Consider the following 15,634-nt stretch of genomic DNA (forward strand, 5'->3'; position numbering starts at 1 on the left):
GGGAGGAGTGGGCGCCGGGGCGGCGGGCGCGTGGTTGTGTCACGCCGCCCCGGCGGTCTGGCGACAGGTCAGCGGCGGTGGTGGTCGCGGAGCAGGGAGCGCAGGACCACGGCGGCGACGGCGACCGAGATGGCCGTGATGGCGACGGCGGCCAGGAGCGCGGTGAGGACGACTCCGCCGACGAGCACGGCCGCGACCGTCTTCTGATCGATGGACACCGACGGGAGCGAGCGCCGGACCGGGACGCGGGCCGGGTCGGTCGGGGTGTGGGTGTGCGCGGGCGGCGGGGTGGGGCTGTCCGGGTACTTGGGCAGGAACACGGCGGATCTCCTTATCTACTCGTCTAGTCATGTGAGCCGTTTATGACGTCCACGCCGGAGCGCGTGCCGGACTCGATGGCGGGGGCGAGGAAGGTGTGCGAGAGCCAGAAGCCGAAGAGGGCGATCAGGACGACGATCCAGGTGCGGACGCCGAGGTACTTGACCGCTCCCCAGGCGAAGAAGCCGAGGACGACGACGAGCGGAAGGCTGACGGTCACGGGGTACGAGGTCCTTTCAGCGGACGAGGCAGCGGTGGGTGCGGGCAGCGAGTTCAGCGGCGGCGCGGCTGTCGTAGTCGGCGGAGAAGTTGCAGCGCGGGGCGGTGCAGGCGGTGGTGTGCTTCTCGCGGCCGCGGTGGTCGTAGGCGGTGCCGACCTGTACGGGGCCGATGCGGGTGACGTTGCGGAAGCGGCGGTGGGCGGTCATCAGAGCTCCCTCAGAGGTGGGCGGCGATGGCTTCGGCCATGGGCGCCGGGACGCCGAGGCGGGCGCGCAGGGTGGTGACGTCCATGGGGGTGCCGGTTCGGGTGTGGTGTTCGGCGGCGACCTTGCGGGCGTGGTCTATGAGGGCGGCCGGGACCGGGACGGTGGGGCGTTCCGGCGGAGCCTCGATGGCGGGTGGGACGGGCGGCTCGGGTTCGGGCTCGTGCTCCTGGTCCTCGATGACCTCGACGTCGTCGGCCGTCTTGGGGGCCGAGTGGGCGAGGAGGGTTCCGCCGAGGAAGGCGACGGCGGGCCAGCCCGCGACGAGGATGCGCAGCCAGGCCGGGACGTTGCCGAGGTCGAGCAGGCCGGCCGTGGCGACGTTCGCGCCCAGGGACGCTGCGAGCGCGATGACGAACCAGCACCAGGCCGCACCCTTGGCCGAGCCGGAGCGCAGGCGACGCCAGGCGGCGACGAGCAGCAGGTCGACCGAGACGGGGTAGGCCCAGGCTTTCCAACCGTCCTGTCCGGCCGCCACGGCGACGTCGTGAATATGCGCGAAAGACAGCGCGGCGGCGATGAGCGCCTGGACGAGCACCGCGTCGAGCCGGGCCAGTTGGGTGCGCATGAGAGCGTCTCCTTCCTGGTTCAGGCGTTGGAGGGGTAGGGGCATGGCGTGAGGCGGTCACGCCGACGGTGGGAAAGGGGCTGTCAGCCGATGGCGGGATGCGGCTCGACGACGGGGGCCGAGGTCTCGACGGGCCGTACGGGGATGTCGGGCCGGAAGGGCTTCAGCGCGGGCAGGTCGGGCACCAGGTGGGTCGTCTCCCGGCAGACGTCGGCAGCGTCGCCGAGGGAGAGGTAGGGGGTGCGGATACGGGACCAGCCGCCGGAGGTGTCGCCCGCCACGGCGAGGCCGGGGCGCTCAGGGGCGATGGCGCAGGCGGCGAGCACCGCTTCCGGCGCGATGTCGCCGAGGGCCATCTTCGCGGAGGCTTCGTCATTGACACGGTGGCAGACGCGGCCGGTCAACTGGGCCCGGAGCATGGTTGCGCCCTTGCCCAGCTCAGCGCCGAAGCGCTGCCCGCACACCTCCAGGTAGATGCCGGCCGCGCGGCCGAGCTGGGCGAGCCGGATGAGTTGGGTGACCATCTCGTCGCGCCGTTCCTCGTCCTTGCGGGTGGCGGTCAGGAAGAGTTCGGCCACCTCGTCGACGAACAGGACGATGGGCACGGGCCGTTCGCTCTCGGGCAGGCCCCAGATGTCGGAGGTGATCTCTTCGTCGGGGAGATCGGGGGCGATGCCTTGCCTGGCCTTGATCAGGTCGTATCGGTCCTCCATTTCCTTGACCAGGACGGGCAGCAGCTCAGCGGCTTCGTCCGGGTCGGTGGCGAGCGCGGAGAGTCGCGAGGCGAACGGAGCCAGCTCGACCCCGCGCTTGCAGTCGATGCCGACGAGAGCGACGTCCTGACGGGCGAGCCCGGCCACCAGGTGTCGGAGGTACATGGACTTGCCCGACAGCGTTGCGCCGAGGGTGAGTTGATGGGGCACGGCCCGGTAGTCGCGTACGAAGGGCATGGCGTCCTCCCGCAGCGCGACCGGCACCTTGAGGAAGCCGCCCTCGACCTTGCGGGGCATCCGAACCTTGCGCAGGACGTCGAAGCCGACGAGCCGCAACTCGACGACGCCCGGCTTGACGGTGCTGACGTAGACGGCGTGGACGCCCCAGGCGTGCCGCAGCCGTTCGGCCGAGGCGGCGACGTCGGCGGGTTCCTGCCCCGGAGCGAGGCGGAGCCGGAGCCGTAAGCCGGTGGTCGTGGGCCGGATGATGCCCCGGCGGGGAGGCACCGGCCGAACCTCACGGCGGGTGGTGGCCTTGACGGCGAGGATCCGCAGCCGGGAGGGGGCGACGGTCAGGCCGCACGCTTCCATGACCGAGGCGTACGAGCTGAGGAGGCGGACGGTGGATATCGGACCGCCGACCGCCGACCAGTAGAGACCCGGGTGGTTGGCCCGGGCGTAGGCGGCCCCGCCGCCGAGCGCGGCGACAGGACCACCCACCTCCAGGAGCGTCGTCAGGTCGGACATCAGGCCGAGGCCCCCATGGCGGCCGGGAAGGCCGCCGGAGTGACAGCGGCGGCGCGGTAGGCGATGCCGTGTCGCTGCTGCCCGTTGAAGACGGACTCCCACGGCCGGGCGATGAGCCCCGGCAGCGAGACCGGAGCCCCGAGGTTCAGCCCCTCGGAGACACCGCCTTCCGGGACGGTGACCTTGATCAGCGAGGACTCGCCGTCCTCGATGTAGACGACGCCGATGGTCATCAGCGCCTCACCGCTGATGGCGTCCTTGGCGATCTCGCCGGTCTGACGGTCGCGGACCTTCGGCTCAGGAGCTTCCGTCAGGAGGACGGTCGCGGCAGAGGTCTCAACACGGATGGTGCGCACAGTGGCGTTCCTATCTACTCGTCTATACAAGATGCGATCTGCGAACCCGATCTCCCGGGCTCGCGACGATCACCCTGCCACACAACTTGCCCACTCGTCTATACGAGTAAGCGTGTTGGGGTGTACGAGTTCGGAGAAGCCTCCCCACGCACCACCGCCACTCACCCGCTTACGTGGCCGGGAGCTGGTATGACAGGACGTAGGCGTCCGCCGCCATGACCGTGTCGCAGACCTCGACCGGTCGTCCGTCGCTATCGAAGGCGGTCCGGACCAGATGGATCACGGGCACGCCGGCCGCCAGATGGAGCGTCTTCACCTCGGCGGGCGAGGGCATCCGGGCCCGGATCTCCTCCTCGAAATGGTCCAGGCGGTGACCCAGCTCTTCGAGGCGGGCGTAGATGCCGCCAGGGCCGGGGTTGGGTTCGGCAATCGGCGTTCCGCGGGCGATGTCGAGGGGGAGATAGGAGGTGGCGAACTCGACCGGCCGTCCGTCTAGGAGGTATCGGCGCCGACGGGCGAGCACCCGCCGTACCGACCCGAGCCGGGTGGAGATGTCCTGACTGGCCTTCTCTTCCTTGACCTCAAGGCTGTCGACCTGAGGATGGCTGCCGGCGGCGTCCGCCTCGACGATGAACGCGGACTTCCCCTGCTCCCGGTGCCGCCGGGCAAACCGGTCCGAGGCGAGACGCCGCACGGGCGGGCGCGGCCGGACGAATACGCCCTTGCCATGCTCGGCGTGCACCAGGCCCTCGCCCTGGAGGATGGAGAAGGAGTTTCGGACCGTCATGCGGGAGACCCCGTAGTGGTCGACAAGCTCGGCCTCCGAGGGGAGCTTCTCCCCTTCCCGGAATCGCCCACGGTCGATGGCCTCACGCAGTTGGTCGGCGATCTGGCGAAAGACCGCACGATCGCTCGTGGGGTCGAGATCACCGAGCAGGCCCGAAGACAGAGGGCTCACGTGTACTCCTTTAGGTATCTAGACGAGTGGGCGAGTGTTGTTGCTACGGTGGAGAGCCTAGCCATCCGAGAGGGCCGAGGAACGTGAGCACAGAACGCCCGCACTCCGTGAGCGTGGCCGGGGTCGTCGTCGACGACCAGGGCCGGGCCCTCCTGATCCAGCGCCGCGACAACGGCCACTGGGAACCACCGGGCGGCATCCTCGAACGCGAGGAGACCATGCCCGAGGCCCTTCAGCGCGAGGTCCTCGAAGAAACCGGCGTCAAGATCAGGCTTCCCGCGACCCTCACCGGCGTCTACAAGAACATGACGGGATTGATCGTTTCGCTGGTCTTTCGCTGCGAAGCGGCCGACGGCACGCCCACCACGGGCGACGAGACCCGCGCCCTGCGCTGGGCTACCCGTGAAGAAGTCTCCGAACTCGCCGACGAGGCGTACGCGATCCGCGTCATCGACGCATTGGACGCGGTGTCTCCGCCGGCCATTCGCGCCCACGACGGCGTGAAACTCGTCTAGCCCGAACCCGCTGCACATGGCGGCCTACCAGCATAAAGGAACTTGTATGCACGAGTATACGAGTACGGCGAGGGTCTGGGGCCTGTCTTGCCCAGGTTTCCCCGAAGAGGTCAGCAGAGCCCGCCGCTGGACCCGCGACATCCTGCGCGGTTCCCCCTTAGCCGAGGACGCCGAGCTGATCGTGAGCGAGCTGAGCGCGAACGCGATCCTCCACACGGCCAGCGGCCAGGCATTCGGCAGCTTCCACCTGGCCGTCGCCGTCTCGGCGCAGGGGGTCGCGGTCTCGGTGACGGACGACGGAGGCACCGGCACGGCCCCGAAGGCCGAGCACGACCAGGACCAGGACGCCGAACACGGCCGGGGTTTGGGAATGGTCAGCGCGATCGCCCACCGGGTCGTCGTCCATGACAGCGACCACGGCCACACCGTCACCGCGGAACTGTTCACCGACACCCAGCCAGGAGGCCACCCGTGCTGACGAAGGAATTCCGACGCGGCTACTGGTGCGAGTGCTGGACGGAAGACCTCAGCGAGGGGGAAGCGCCGGCGCTACGGGCGTCCTTCGATGCCTACTCGGCACCCCAGGCGGACCGCTGGGTGGCGGTCACCCTCCGCACGATCTCACCGGCCCTCGACGCCGACGCCTCGAACGAGGCATGGCACTGGCTGTACGACGGCCGCATCGAGACACGACGAGCCTTGCTGCGCTCCGAGCCCTGCACAGTCTCAGTGACCCACGCCGACACACGCATCACATGGACGATCCGCCCAGTGTTCTACCTGCCACTCGCACACCGTGAGCAGGCCCAACTCCCTCCCTGCGCACACGACTTCAAGCCCCACCGAACAGACTGAGTTACAACTTTCTTTACGGGTTCAAGGCCCGCGCGCGGCGCGCTCGACGGCTGCGGGCATGAAGGGGGAGACACCCTCTGCGGCTGGGGCGGTCGGCTCCACGGCTTTAGGCAGCCACTTTGGGGCGAGCCTCTAAGATCATGGCCCCAACGTCGTGCTTTACGGGCAGGTCCACTGACTGCCCGACTCGCCATGAGCTTACGGGGCCATGATCACTCGTCCCAAAGCAGCTCCAGCCCAAAGCCGCTACGCCGACCTCACCGTGCCCTACTTCCGTCGTTTGGGCCCCTTTTTCGGCGTGCGTGCTCGTCCACGGTTCTTCTTCGCATGAGGGGGGACCACTTGTGAGCCGCCCCATCGCACAAGTGCAGCACACAGAAATCCCTCTTGCGCCGCTTCTGCAAAGTTTGTGACCGGGAAATCCTTAGCACCGTCTCGTTCGATATGAAGGTCAAATCCGAACCCATAGAGGATCCGGACTTGCCCACTCGCATTGGCCGCACTAATCCAGGTCCGGGATGGCTTCTCCCGTGCGACAGCCCAGAGCCCGCCCTGACCGTCGACTAGCGTCACTTCGTCACCGCTAGCTTTTAGGAGCCATCCAGGAGAAAAGCTGAAAATTTCATTCTGCTGATGAGCGCCGTGGAATCCGGCAGCGCAGATACCAAATACCTGCATTTCTATTTTCTCGCCGGTGTCCTTGCGCATGGAACCAAGCATATAGCGCGGTTCAATGATCGCTACAGGGGCCTCGGAAGGCCCGACAAACTTGCTTCCATCCTTCCCTAGAGCTGTAAGCAAACCGTCAAACTCGGCTGCAGTAATGAGTCGGCAGCGAGCTTCAGTATCAGCAGCAGCCCGCATTAGCTTTTTTGGATCGGTTATGTGATTCGGGCCAATTTTTTTCGTCCTTCCCTGCACTCGGGCCACCGCCGCACTTGCCGCTAGCACCCAAGCGACGTCAGACGCCTCCCCCGAATCGAAATCCTGTGGATCTATACCGTCAAATTTATCCTCGAAGCCTTCTACTCCACTTTGGGCGTATGCAGCCAGGGCCTCCAGTAGGATGTACCGGCGTTTTTCTGCTTCTCGACCGATTCCGCTTTTTAGATGTTCGGAATCAACGACCGACATGACTTCTGCCAGAAGTGCCAAAGCCTCGGCGGCGCCAAAGATTCCCCAATGCATTGCACAGTGGAGTCCCACATTGTGAACCATAAGGAATGCTGAGGTGTGATGAATCGTGTGCTTACCAAATAGAGGCGCTAGTTCCTGAAACTCTTCTGCCGCTTCATCCCACTTTTGGTCAAGGACCAACGCTTCAACCAGCAGCCGGCGGAGCTCGACTATCGGGGCCGTGACAGCTTTTTTCCAGTTGGTTAGCTCATCCTTCGCGAGGACAACTGCTTCACCAGCTCTTTGCTCGCCTATCAGCCTGCCCACTTCAAATGAAACTGTGATGCTACGTGAGGCTGGTGTTTCAGGCAGTCGATTCAAGAGTTCAACAAAATCATCTGCCAGCTTAGAGATGGCTGGCACCTCGCACCCAACAAGAATTGCCTGTTGCAGCGTGAACGCGCACTCTGCAGCAAGGAAGGCCGCGCTGCTTTGATTTTCTTGCGCAAGTAGTTGAACGTAATCGAGTACAGGTGCTAGGTGAGTAAGCGGCGAATCTTCCTGACGTTGCGCCAAACTAGGGTTATTCAACAGGAGCGTTGCAAGCGAAATTCTCGTTTGAATGCAGAGAAGTTCGTTGGCGTCGGCAATTTTCCCAAGCCAGTCTAGTTCCAGATTGAATAGCTCAAAGGATAGCTTCTCATTGCCTCGTGAATGATGAAAAGATCCTAGGTTTCCCAGAAGGAGAGCGGTGTGATTTGATCTGACATTTAGCGTTCTCGCATGGTGTGCAAGTTCGCCCGCATGGATTGATAGCTCGTGTGCTCGAAGCCCAACCCCGTGGTCTAGTGCCTCGCGAAGCCATCGCTCAGCATGAAATGCTGCCTGCGACAACAAGTCCGGCAAAGGCGAATTTACACGGAAGATATTTCTAAGGATCTCCTGGACGACCGAATTGAGGGTGACGGTATCGTCAGCTCTGACATTCGATCTTTCGCTAAGGCGTTCTAGCGGTGCATCGTATCTGACAAAAGATACACGAGTGAGAAGTCTAATCACTTCTCGAATGGGGAGATCTGAACCATGCTCATCGACTACGACGCCGCCAGAATCCCCTTCCACGTCATCCGGGTGCACGAGGGCTGAAACGGTTGCGAGATGAATGGGGATTCGCTGCGGGCTGAAATAGCAGGAAATGCCTACTATCTGGATGAGAGCATGTCGCATTCCTTCATCCTCGCATCGGGCAAGCTCGGCGATATGGTGCATGCTTAGATGAATGGCTGCCACAAGCGTCCGAGGATAGCCGCGTGGCACTGAAAGCGAATCGCCGAGTGCGCGCCTTTTGAGGGAATCAAGATACTCGCCAGCCCCGGCAAGGGACATATTGCAGCTTTCAATGTAGCCGCATGCGAGCTCTAGTGCCAGTGGCCAACATTCAAGGCCAAGAGCTAGCGAATGGATTTGCCGGTCTTCGCCGGCATGCACGCCCAAGCGGTTGCGTATTAGCGAGGTGGCCTCGTCGATACTCATGGAGCCGACGGATACCTTGTTGTATCTTCGGCTCCAGGCTGCGCTATCAGTTGAGGTAACTAGAACGTCACCCCTGCCAAGAGTCGGCAGCCACTCGTAAACCTCCTGAGGCTTCGCGTCATCGAACACCATCAGCCATCGTCCAGGCAGAGCAGCGAGCAGTGAATGCACTCGCTCCCTAACGAGGGTCGCGTCCTCAGTAGCACTGTTGGTATCTGGTGCTCGCGTTAGATGTGCAGCCACTTTGCGAAACGACATCACAAGGGACTCTTGAGACCCAGCCTCAATCCAAAGGATCAAGTCGTACTTATGTGCGTTCTTTGCCAAGTATCCCGACGCTAGGCTCGATTTACCGATGCCTGATAGCCCAGTCAGTACGCAGGTGCGCACGACTCTTCCGTCGGGTAGCTCAGGGAATGCTGATTCTATGCCTTTAAGCAGGGGCGGGCGGTTCACGTCCGGCACTGGAGTTACCGGCCCATAGATAGCACCCCAATCTTGCCTGCCCAGCGCCTGAAGTAGCGCCTCGTCCTCAATCAGGGATTCTTGCCTGAAGTCAGACAGGAGCCATCCGCTTGTATCTGATGCAGCCCTAGCGTGTATTTCATCCAGAAGATATCCGACCAGAAGCCCTGCTGATCGTTCCCCCATGCCTGCCCTGTGGCGGTTTCTGTATGCACGCACGTATTGATAAAGATCTGATCTGATCTCGGCATCGGTGCGAGGATCAAATACAATGCGCGCCCGCTCTAGCCGTTGCAGCTCCGAAGGCGACAACTCGCGCAGCAAGGCTAAGCTTTTTTCGGACCTTGAAAGAACTTTTTCAAGTTCTTCGTGCAGGTCGGGAATCGACGCTGAAAGTCGCAGGATATCCATCAAGGCAGAGCACTGGCGATCAGGAACCATGTTCGTGATCAGTTCATAGCGCTGAGATGCGCCGGACCGCACCAGTCGCGCTAGTACCGAAAAGGATGAGTGAGCGCTCACCGTACGCCCGGGGCTACCGCTTTTGACTTGGGCTGCAACTAGACATTTTCCGACATTGTCGATTAGGTCAAAGTCGACAATTTCCTTGTCGTTCGTCGAAGTCGAGTTGAGCTCTGGTCCCTCTATTCGGCAAAGATGGGCCTCATCGCTTGCTGTGATCATAGCTTCCAGGGTTCGCATGTACTGAAAACGGAAGCCCCGCGCAGCAACCCGTCCGCCGTCCACTTTCGACCCCCGTCGCGTCCAATGCCTGGCTGAAAAGGTTACACATAGGTCGGCTCTTCTGGTATCCCAGCGGGGTCACTGCGAACCCAGGCTCCATCTCGTCGTCATCGTGGCTCCCCAGCCACAGGGCGGCGCTGTGTGAGAGCCATACAGACCATGGTCAGGCATCCTGCCGAGCTACTTTGGGGCGACGGCATCACTTGCCACGTGCGCGGGTCAGCCGCGGTCGACGAGGGGCCGGCCAGCCGAGGCGAGCCCTACTCCTATGACCTGCTACCCACTGCATCCCCCTCAAGGAGCAGTGATCGCGGAGGTTGGGCCCTTGGCCGTGTCTAGGCCGTCCGAGGCCGACCAACGCTGACAGTCGGCACCCAAGGGTGCCCACCCCCCACTCCGCCCTGGGCCCCTGCGGATGATCTGCCCCACTGGGGACGTGTTAGGCCTGCACTCGGTGATATGGCATTTGTCCAAGTTACGGAGGCGCTTATGCCAAACTCACGGTTGGTGGAGCAGCACCTCCGCTAGCTTCAGTGTGTGACTCTTGAGCTTCCTCATCCGACGGCACCGGTCGTCGTCCACTGCCCTGAGTGCGATAAGCCAGTAATCGCCGCTGCCGCTGGACACGTACTGGAGCCGGACACAGACACGTGGGGACCTGGCGATCTCGTCACGCTCGCGCAGTGCACCGAGTGCGGAAGGGCCTTGGTCGTGACCCAAGGCGACGACCTCGAAGGGCGCTGGTCTGACCCCGTACGGGTCTACCCGGCTACGGGTGATCAGCTCAGTTTCAGCGTTCCGAGCAAGCTGCGCGACGAGTGTGAAGAAGCTCGCCGTTGCTTCACCAGCAAGGCCTTCACTGCTACAGCTGTCATGGTCCGACGGGTCCTCGAAGGTCTCTGCCTAGACCAAGGAGCAACCGCGAAGCCATTGATAAACGCGCTCAAGCAACTCGCCGCCGACGGGAAGCTTGATGGTCGCTTGCTTGAGTGGGCCCAGGAGCTGCGAGGTCTCGGTAACCATGGAGCACACCACACCGGCACACCGGTACAGAGGCAGGATGCACACGATGCTCTGCTGCTCACAGAAGCAATCTTGAACTACGTGTACGCCCTCCCCATGCAGTTCGAGGCATTCCGGCGACGCAGGGCAGGCGAGCCCCCCTTGCTTCCCCCGCCGCTCGCAGGCATTCGGGTACAGCAGGCTCCGTCCGCCGCAGCGGTGTTTCCCGGCGACGGGCCGAGCGCCTGCACCACAAGCGCACCAGATACAGCGGGGAACCGCGGTGAAAGCAGTCAGGCCCGATGAGACGGCTCTACAGGCATCCGCCAAGGTGAGCGCCCGAACGGGCCCTAAATGACCTCAGCTTCCCAACCTGAGGGCGCAAGCACTGTGGTCACTGACGGCCGTTCCGGGGTGTTCCGGTCGGACGGCACAAGCAGCGTGGCTGAGGCCGGTGGGGGTGCACCGTGGGACACGCGTGCGTGAGTGGCCGGCGACCCCGCCGTCGTGGCTGACTGTCGTCGGCTGAGGCTCAGACGGGGCGTATCGAACACGCAGCCGTCAGCCAAGCGCGCCAAGCTGGGCCGTCCCTGGGCCGTCCGAGGTTGCTCGACAGTGGCCAATGACGACCAATGACGACGACCAGGCGCGCGAGGTCACCGCTCCTGAGCAGGGAAGACGCAGGTCACCAAGATCCCCGGCAAGACCCAGGGCAAGAAGAAGTAACGCGACACCGGTAAGCCCCCGACCTGCGAGTACCTCTCGGGCGGGGGCTTTTCGCGGCCCGATGGTTGTCGTCAGGGTCCGAGGAAGTGTGGCAGTGGGTGTTGCCTGGCTTCTGCCGTGGCTCCCACGGCGTCGAGTGCCGCGACGGCTGCCTCGGCGTCTCTCTGAGGGACGCCGTGGAGAACCACGGCGGGTGTCCGCGTCGCCAGATCCTTGCTGCGCCAGAGGCTCAGTCCGGTCAGCCGGCGTACGGCTCGGGCGAGGTCGATCATCCGGGCACCAGGGCCGAGGATCACCACGTCATGGGGCACGTCGTCGCACACCAGTAAGAAGTACTCGTCGCCCATCGTCCTGCACGCCCTCCTCGCCCTTCTGTGGCCCGGAGCGTACGAGCCCTCAGCCTTCGTGTCACTCGTTGATCCGCGCGCGGCACCTGCTCCCTCGTCGCTCAGACCGACAGCGGTACCGCGTGGATCTCGTCCGCCTTGTGGCCCGCGCGTTCGTGGACGCGTTGGACGGCGTCCGCGGAGGGGGCCTCGGAGAGGCAGTAGACGGTGCCGGACTCGGGATCCGCCCAGGCGCTCTCGAAGTGCACGTTCTCGTCCGACTCGATCGCGAGGTCGGCTTGGTGCGCCTGGTGGAGCTGGTCGGCGGTGATGCCCTCCATGCCGTGGTGGACGTCCATGAATTTGGTCATGACCGCATCCCCTTTCTCATGCAGGCACGCACACCGGAGCCTGCCTGCGGTCGCGGTTGCTTCCTCCATGCTGCGCCCGTGTGTACGGGTTCGCGCGGCAGGGGGACACGCCGTGAGAAGAGGGGCGGTGAGTGGAGGGGCCGGACGCGCGACACGTCCGGCCCCTCCAGGCGTGGCGTCTCAGCCGCACTGACAGGGGTTGCCCGACTGGCAGCCGCAACCGCAGCCCGAGCCGCAGCCGCACGCCGCGACCATGGGCAGGCTTCTGATCTCGGCGGGCTGCTCGGTCGGGCGTTCCTGGGTGGGGTCGGGCGTGCTGGGGGCTTCGGCCATGGGTTCCTCCTGGAGGCCTGGAGGCAGGAGCGCCTGTGCCCAGTTCATGCCCGTTCGGGCGGGCGCATCAACGGCGCACGGAGGCTCCGAGGCGCCCCCGGCCCCTCCCGGAAGACAGCGGCCACGCGCCCCGTCCCACCATCCGGCGACGGATCACGCCCCGCGACGACCGTCACCCGACGACCGTCACCCGACGACCGCCACCCGACGACCGCGACGGACTACGCCCCTTCCGATCCCGTCACCGGCTGGATCTCCGTGGGGAGGTCCTGCTGGAGGTTGTCCGCGTGCTCGCCCGTCACCAGGAACACGACGCGCTTGGCCACGGCCACCGCGTGGTCGGCGAAGCGCTCGTAGTAGCGGCCGAGCAGGGTGACGTCCACGGCCGTCTCGATGCCGTGCTTCCAGCGGTCGTCGATCAGGTGCTGGAAGAGCGTGCGGTGCAGCAGGTCCATCTCGTCGTCGTCGGTCTCCAACTGGAGGGCGAGGTCGACGTCCTTGGTAATGATCACCTCGGCGGCCTTGGCCATCAGGCGCTGCGCGAGCTGCCCCATCTCCAGGATGGTGGCGTGCAGGTCGTGCGGCACCGCCCGGTCGGGGAAGCGCAGCCGGGCCAGCTTCGCCACGTGCTGGGCGAGGTCGCCCGAGCGCTCCAGGTCGGCCGACATGCGCAGCGACGTGACGACGATCCGCAGGTCGGTGGCCACCGGCTGCTGGCGCGCGAGCAGCGCTATGGCACGCGCCTCCAGGTCGTGCTGGAGTTCGTCGACCTTCTTGTCGCCCTCGATGACGCTCTCGGCCAGCTTCAGATCGGCGTCGAGCATGGCGGTCGTGGCGCGCCCGATCGCCGACCCCACCAGCCGGGCCATCTCCACCAGACCGTCGCCGATGGAGTCCAGTTCCTCGTGGTACGCGTCCCGCATCAGGGTTCCCTCTCATACGTGGTTCGTCGGGGGTTCAGGGGGCCGGGACCGGCCATGGAACCGGCGCTGCGAACCCCACGGTGTCACGGTCCGCCCCGTACGCGTCGGATTCCGTCACCCCAAATGAACCACCCCTGGCTCCAAGGTGAACTCTGGGCGACGAGTGTTCGAGGTCGCACCTCGATGGCTGTGGCCAGGACCTGTCGCATGCCTAACCTGGTGGCATGGACGTGAACGCGGCGGTTGCCGCAGCGGCAGCGATCGCCGGGGTGCTCACCGGCGTCATCGCCATGCTGGCGTTCCGCTGGAGCGAACGCGACCAGAACCGACCCACCAGGACCTCCTTGCACACCGATCCCGTGCTTCCGCCGGGCGTGGACACCGTACTGTCCGTGCTCCGCTCCTCGGCCGTCGTCCTCGACGAGGCCGACGCCGTAGTCAAGGCCAGCTCCGCCGCGTACGCCCTCGGGCTGGTCCGCGGCGGCAAGCTCGCCGTCGATCCGATGCTCCAGATGGCCCGGGACACCCGGCGTGACGGGGAGATACGCCAGGTCGAGCTGGACCTGCCCCGTCGCGGCACCGGCCGGGGCGAAGCCCTCGCGGTGTCGGCCCGGGTGGCCCCGCTGGGCTCCCGGCTCGTCCTCCTGCTCGTCGAGGACCTGACCGAGGCCCGACGTATCGAGGCCGTCCGCCGCGACTTCGTCGCGAACGTCAGCCATGAGCTGAAGACCCCGGTCGGCGCCCTCTCCCTGCTCTCCGAAGCTGTCATGGACGCTTCCGAGGATCCCGAGGCGGTGGAGCGCTTCGCCGGCCGGATGCAGATCGAGGCGACCCGCCTGACCAACCTGGTCCAGGAACTCATCGACCTCTCCAGGGTCCAGAACGACGATCCGCTGGAGGACGCCGAACCGGTCCGCGTCGACGAACTCGTCGCCGAGGCCGTCGACCGCTGCCGGCACCAGGCCGGCGCCAAACAGATCACCATGGCCGCCAATGTCGGGGCGGCCGAGGGGCCCGAGCAGTCTGGTGGCGGGCGACGCGAGGACGGCCACGCCGGCCTGCGGATCTGGGGCAATCGTGGTCAGCTGGCCGCGGCCCTCGGCAACCTGGTGGAGAACGCCGTCAACTACTCACCCGCCCGTACCCGTGTGGGCATCGCCGCCCGCAGGGTGACCGTGCACGGCGGGGAACTGATCGAGATCGCCGTGACCGACCAGGGCATCGGCATCTCGGACAAGGACAAGGAGCGGATCTTCGAGCGCTTCTACCGAGTCGACCCCGCCCGCTCCCGTGCCACCGGCGGTACGGGCCTCGGGCTGGCGATCGTCAAACACGTGGCCGCCTCGCACGGCGGGGAGGTCACGGTGTGGAGCGCTGAGGGACAGGGCTCCACCTTCACGCTGCGACTGCCGGAGGCGGGCGCCGCCCGTGACCGTGCCCAGCAGCACCCCGACCTCGACGACGACGTGGAGGGCGGGTTCGCCGCCGGAACCCCCCATGCCTCACCCCCCGACTCAGCCGCGTACCAGACGCTTTCCGCCCCGGAGGTCCTTCCGTGACCCGAGTGCTCGTCGTCGAGGACGAGGAGTCCTTCTCCGACGCCCTGTCGTACATGCTCCGCAAGGAGGGCTTCGAGGTCGCTGTCGCGACCACAGGTCCCGATGGACTCGACGAGTTCGAGCGCAACGGCGCCGACCTCGTGCTTCTCGACCTCATGCTGCCGGGCCTGCCCGGCACCGAGGTCTGCCGCCAGCTGCGTGGCCGCTCCAACGTCCCCGTGATCATGGTGACGGCCAAGGACAGCGAGATCGACAAGGTGGTCGGCCTCGAAATAGGAGCCGACGACTACGTCACCAAGCCGTTCTCCTCCCGCGAACTGGTGGCCCGCATCCGCGCGGTGCTCCGCCGCCGCGGCGAGCCCGAGGAGGTCGCCCCGGCGGCCCTGGAGGCCGGGCCGGTCCGGATGGACGTCGACCGTCACGTCGTCACCGTCTCCGGCTCCAAGGTCGACCTCCCTCTCAAGGAGTTCGACCTCCTGGAGATGCTGCTGCGCAACGCGGGCCGCGTCCTGACCCGCATGCAGCTCATCGACCGCGTCTGGGGTGCCGACTACGTCGGCGACACCAAGACCCTCGACGTCCACGTCAAGCGCCTTCGCGCGAAGATCGAGCCCGACCCCGGGGCCCCCCGGTACCTGGTCACGGTCCGCGGTCTCGGATACAAGTTCGAGCCGTAAACCGTAGGTCCGCAGGCCGTGGCGTGAACCGGCGGTGATCTACGACGAAGGGGCGGCACCCGTGCGGGGTGCCGCCCCTTCGTCGTACGTGCGTACGTCAGAGGTGTACGGGCGCTCAGTGGTCGGCCGTCTCCGACTCCGAGGCGCTCGGGGAGGCCGTGTCGCTCGGGGAAGCGCCCTCGGCCGTGCCCTCGCCCTCGGCACCCTCACCAGCGGGCGTCTCGGACGCCGACTCGCCCGCGGACGGCGACTCGGAGCCGGACTCCGCCGGGGCGCTCGGTACGTCGGTGGGGCCCCACTCGGCGAAGTAGTGCTCGGCGGGCACGACGAAGGCGCGCAGGTCG

18 protein-coding genes and 1 pseudogene are annotated in these 15,634 nt (G+C 65.6%); 6 read left to right on the forward strand and 13 right to left on the reverse strand.

Features of this window, described 5'->3' with window-relative positions:
* Window positions 1-68: 68 nt before the first annotated feature.
* From BZL64_RS15190 to BZL64_RS15220, 7 genes are all read right to left on the reverse strand, one after another.
* Window positions 69-320, reverse strand: coding sequence for a SpdD protein (locus BZL64_RS15190; protein WP_086769716.1), 252 nt, complete (start codon window positions 318-320; stop codon window positions 69-71).
* 23 nt (window positions 321-343) lie between these two features.
* Window positions 344-538 (reverse strand): hypothetical protein, encoded by a 195-nt coding sequence (locus BZL64_RS15195; protein WP_086769717.1) that lies wholly within the window; start codon window positions 536-538, stop codon window positions 344-346.
* Between the two features lie 16 nt (window positions 539-554).
* Entirely contained in the window at window positions 555-746 is a 192-nt protein-coding gene (locus BZL64_RS15200; RefSeq protein ID WP_086769718.1) for a mobile element transfer protein, read from the reverse strand.
* 10 nt (window positions 747-756) lie between these two features.
* A complete protein-coding gene (locus BZL64_RS15205) occupies window positions 757-1,371 on the reverse strand; it encodes a DUF2637 domain-containing protein (protein WP_086769719.1) in 615 nt (204 codons plus the stop codon).
* A gap of 83 nt (window positions 1,372-1,454) precedes the next feature.
* A complete protein-coding gene (locus tag BZL64_RS15210) occupies window positions 1,455-2,831 on the reverse strand; it encodes an FtsK/SpoIIIE domain-containing protein (RefSeq protein ID WP_086769720.1) in 1,377 nt (458 codons plus the stop codon).
* Window positions 2,831-3,187 carry an SCO3933 family regulatory protein gene (locus tag BZL64_RS15215; RefSeq protein ID WP_086769721.1) on the reverse strand — a complete coding sequence of 119 codons (357 nt, stop codon included), beginning with the start codon at window positions 3,185-3,187 and terminating at the stop codon, window positions 2,831-2,833. Before BZL64_RS15215 ends, BZL64_RS15210 begins: the two co-directional genes overlap by 1 nt.
* 169 nt (window positions 3,188-3,356) lie before the next feature.
* Window positions 3,357-4,145: a GntR family transcriptional regulator gene (locus BZL64_RS15220; RefSeq protein WP_086769722.1), complete on the reverse strand. Its 789-nt coding sequence runs from the start codon at window positions 4,143-4,145 to the stop codon at window positions 3,357-3,359.
* Window positions 4,146-4,252: 107 nt separating this feature from the next.
* Between BZL64_RS15220 and BZL64_RS15225 the strand changes: the two genes are divergently transcribed.
* From BZL64_RS15225 to BZL64_RS15235, 3 genes are read left to right on the forward strand one after another with little or no spacing between them, the layout of a single operon-like run.
* Window positions 4,253-4,660: an NUDIX hydrolase gene (locus BZL64_RS15225; RefSeq protein WP_086769723.1), complete on the forward strand. Its 408-nt coding sequence runs from the start codon at window positions 4,253-4,255 to the stop codon at window positions 4,658-4,660.
* A gap of 46 nt (window positions 4,661-4,706) precedes the next feature.
* Window positions 4,707-5,138, forward strand: coding sequence for an ATP-binding protein (locus BZL64_RS15230; protein WP_086769724.1), 432 nt, complete (start codon window positions 4,707-4,709; stop codon window positions 5,136-5,138).
* On the forward strand, window positions 5,132-5,515 hold the full coding sequence (locus BZL64_RS15235) for a hypothetical protein (protein ID WP_086769725.1): 384 nt from the start codon (window positions 5,132-5,134) through the stop codon (window positions 5,513-5,515). The genes BZL64_RS15230 and BZL64_RS15235 overlap by 7 nt, the downstream gene beginning before the upstream one ends.
* A gap of 267 nt (window positions 5,516-5,782) precedes the next feature.
* Here the strand turns inward: BZL64_RS15235 and BZL64_RS15240 are convergent, their stop codons facing one another.
* Window positions 5,783-9,313, reverse strand: coding sequence for an NB-ARC domain-containing protein (locus BZL64_RS15240; RefSeq protein ID WP_158101531.1), 3,531 nt, complete (start codon window positions 9,311-9,313; stop codon window positions 5,783-5,785).
* Window positions 9,314-10,084: 771 nt separating this feature from the next.
* Here BZL64_RS15240 and BZL64_RS42170 point away from each other — a divergent pair.
* On the forward strand, window positions 10,085-10,681 hold the full coding sequence (locus BZL64_RS42170; protein WP_158101532.1) for a DUF4145 domain-containing protein: 597 nt from the start codon (window positions 10,085-10,087) through the stop codon (window positions 10,679-10,681).
* Window positions 10,682-11,172: 491 nt separating this feature from the next.
* Here BZL64_RS42170 and BZL64_RS15250 read toward each other — a convergent pair whose 3' ends face one another.
* The 4 genes from BZL64_RS15250 to phoU all read right to left on the reverse strand — a co-directional run bounded on the left by BZL64_RS15250 (window position 11,173) and on the right by phoU (window position 13,054).
* On the reverse strand, window positions 11,173-11,448 hold the full coding sequence (locus BZL64_RS15250; RefSeq protein ID WP_086769727.1) for a ribosomal protein L7/L12: 276 nt from the start codon (window positions 11,446-11,448) through the stop codon (window positions 11,173-11,175).
* A gap of 101 nt (window positions 11,449-11,549) precedes the next feature.
* Complete coding sequence (locus tag BZL64_RS15255; protein ID WP_086769728.1) at window positions 11,550-11,798, reverse strand: SCO4226 family nickel-binding protein; 249 nt, start codon at window positions 11,796-11,798, stop codon at window positions 11,550-11,552.
* 180 nt (window positions 11,799-11,978) lie between these two features.
* Window positions 11,979-12,131 carry a hypothetical protein gene (locus tag BZL64_RS40240; protein WP_167396148.1) on the reverse strand — a complete coding sequence of 51 codons (153 nt, stop codon included), beginning with the start codon at window positions 12,129-12,131 and terminating at the stop codon, window positions 11,979-11,981.
* Between the two features lie 221 nt (window positions 12,132-12,352).
* Window positions 12,353-13,054, reverse strand: coding sequence for a phosphate signaling complex protein PhoU (phoU, locus tag BZL64_RS15260; RefSeq protein ID WP_086769729.1), 702 nt, complete (start codon window positions 13,052-13,054; stop codon window positions 12,353-12,355).
* A 224-nt stretch (window positions 13,055-13,278) separates the two neighbouring features.
* Between phoU and phoR the strand changes: the two genes are divergently transcribed.
* Window positions 13,279-14,613: a two-component system sensor histidine kinase PhoR gene (gene phoR, locus BZL64_RS15265; protein WP_086769730.1), complete on the forward strand. Its 1,335-nt coding sequence runs from the start codon at window positions 13,279-13,281 to the stop codon at window positions 14,611-14,613.
* A gap of 5 nt (window positions 14,614-14,618) precedes the next feature.
* Complete coding sequence (gene phoP, locus BZL64_RS15270) at window positions 14,619-15,290, forward strand: two-component system response regulator PhoP (protein ID WP_466214042.1); 672 nt, start codon at window positions 14,619-14,621, stop codon at window positions 15,288-15,290.
* Between the two features lie 115 nt (window positions 15,291-15,405).
* On the opposite strand, the pseudogene BZL64_RS15275 reads toward phoP, so the two are convergent.
* Window positions 15,406-15,634 (reverse strand): annotated as a pseudogene (locus tag BZL64_RS15275) (DUF461 domain-containing protein); the annotation flags it as partial.

Origin of the sequence: Streptomyces bobili (assembly GCF_002154575.1) — a bacterium.
GTDB classification, from domain to species: Bacteria; Actinomycetota; Actinomycetes; order Streptomycetales; family Streptomycetaceae; genus Streptomyces; species Streptomyces bobili.

Bases quoted from the DNA above. Each gene is read 5' to 3' on its own strand.
- BZL64_RS40240 (WP_167396148.1), bottom strand. From the start codon at position 12,131: ATGGCCGAAGCCCCCAGCACGCCCGACCCCACCCAGGAACGCCCGACC.
- BZL64_RS15250 (WP_086769727.1), bottom strand. From the start codon at position 11,448: ATGGGCGACGAGTACTTCTTACTGGTGTGCGACGACGTGCCCCATGAC.
- phoR (WP_086769730.1), top strand. From the start codon at position 13,279: ATGGACGTGAACGCGGCGGTTGCCGCAGCGGCAGCGATCGCCGGGGTG.
- phoU (WP_086769729.1), bottom strand. From the start codon at position 13,054: ATGCGGGACGCGTACCACGAGGAACTGGACTCCATCGGCGACGGTCTG.
- BZL64_RS15240 (WP_158101531.1), bottom strand. From the start codon at position 9,313: ATGATCACAGCAAGCGATGAGGCCCATCTTTGCCGAATAGAGGGACCA.
- BZL64_RS15230 (WP_086769724.1), top strand. From the start codon at position 4,707: ATGCACGAGTATACGAGTACGGCGAGGGTCTGGGGCCTGTCTTGCCCA.
- BZL64_RS15210 (WP_086769720.1), bottom strand. From the start codon at position 2,831: ATGTCCGACCTGACGACGCTCCTGGAGGTGGGTGGTCCTGTCGCCGCG.
- BZL64_RS15255 (WP_086769728.1), bottom strand. From the start codon at position 11,798: ATGACCAAATTCATGGACGTCCACCACGGCATGGAGGGCATCACCGCC.
- BZL64_RS15205 (WP_086769719.1), bottom strand. From the start codon at position 1,371: ATGCGCACCCAACTGGCCCGGCTCGACGCGGTGCTCGTCCAGGCGCTC.
- BZL64_RS15200 (WP_086769718.1), bottom strand. From the start codon at position 746: ATGACCGCCCACCGCCGCTTCCGCAACGTCACCCGCATCGGCCCCGTA.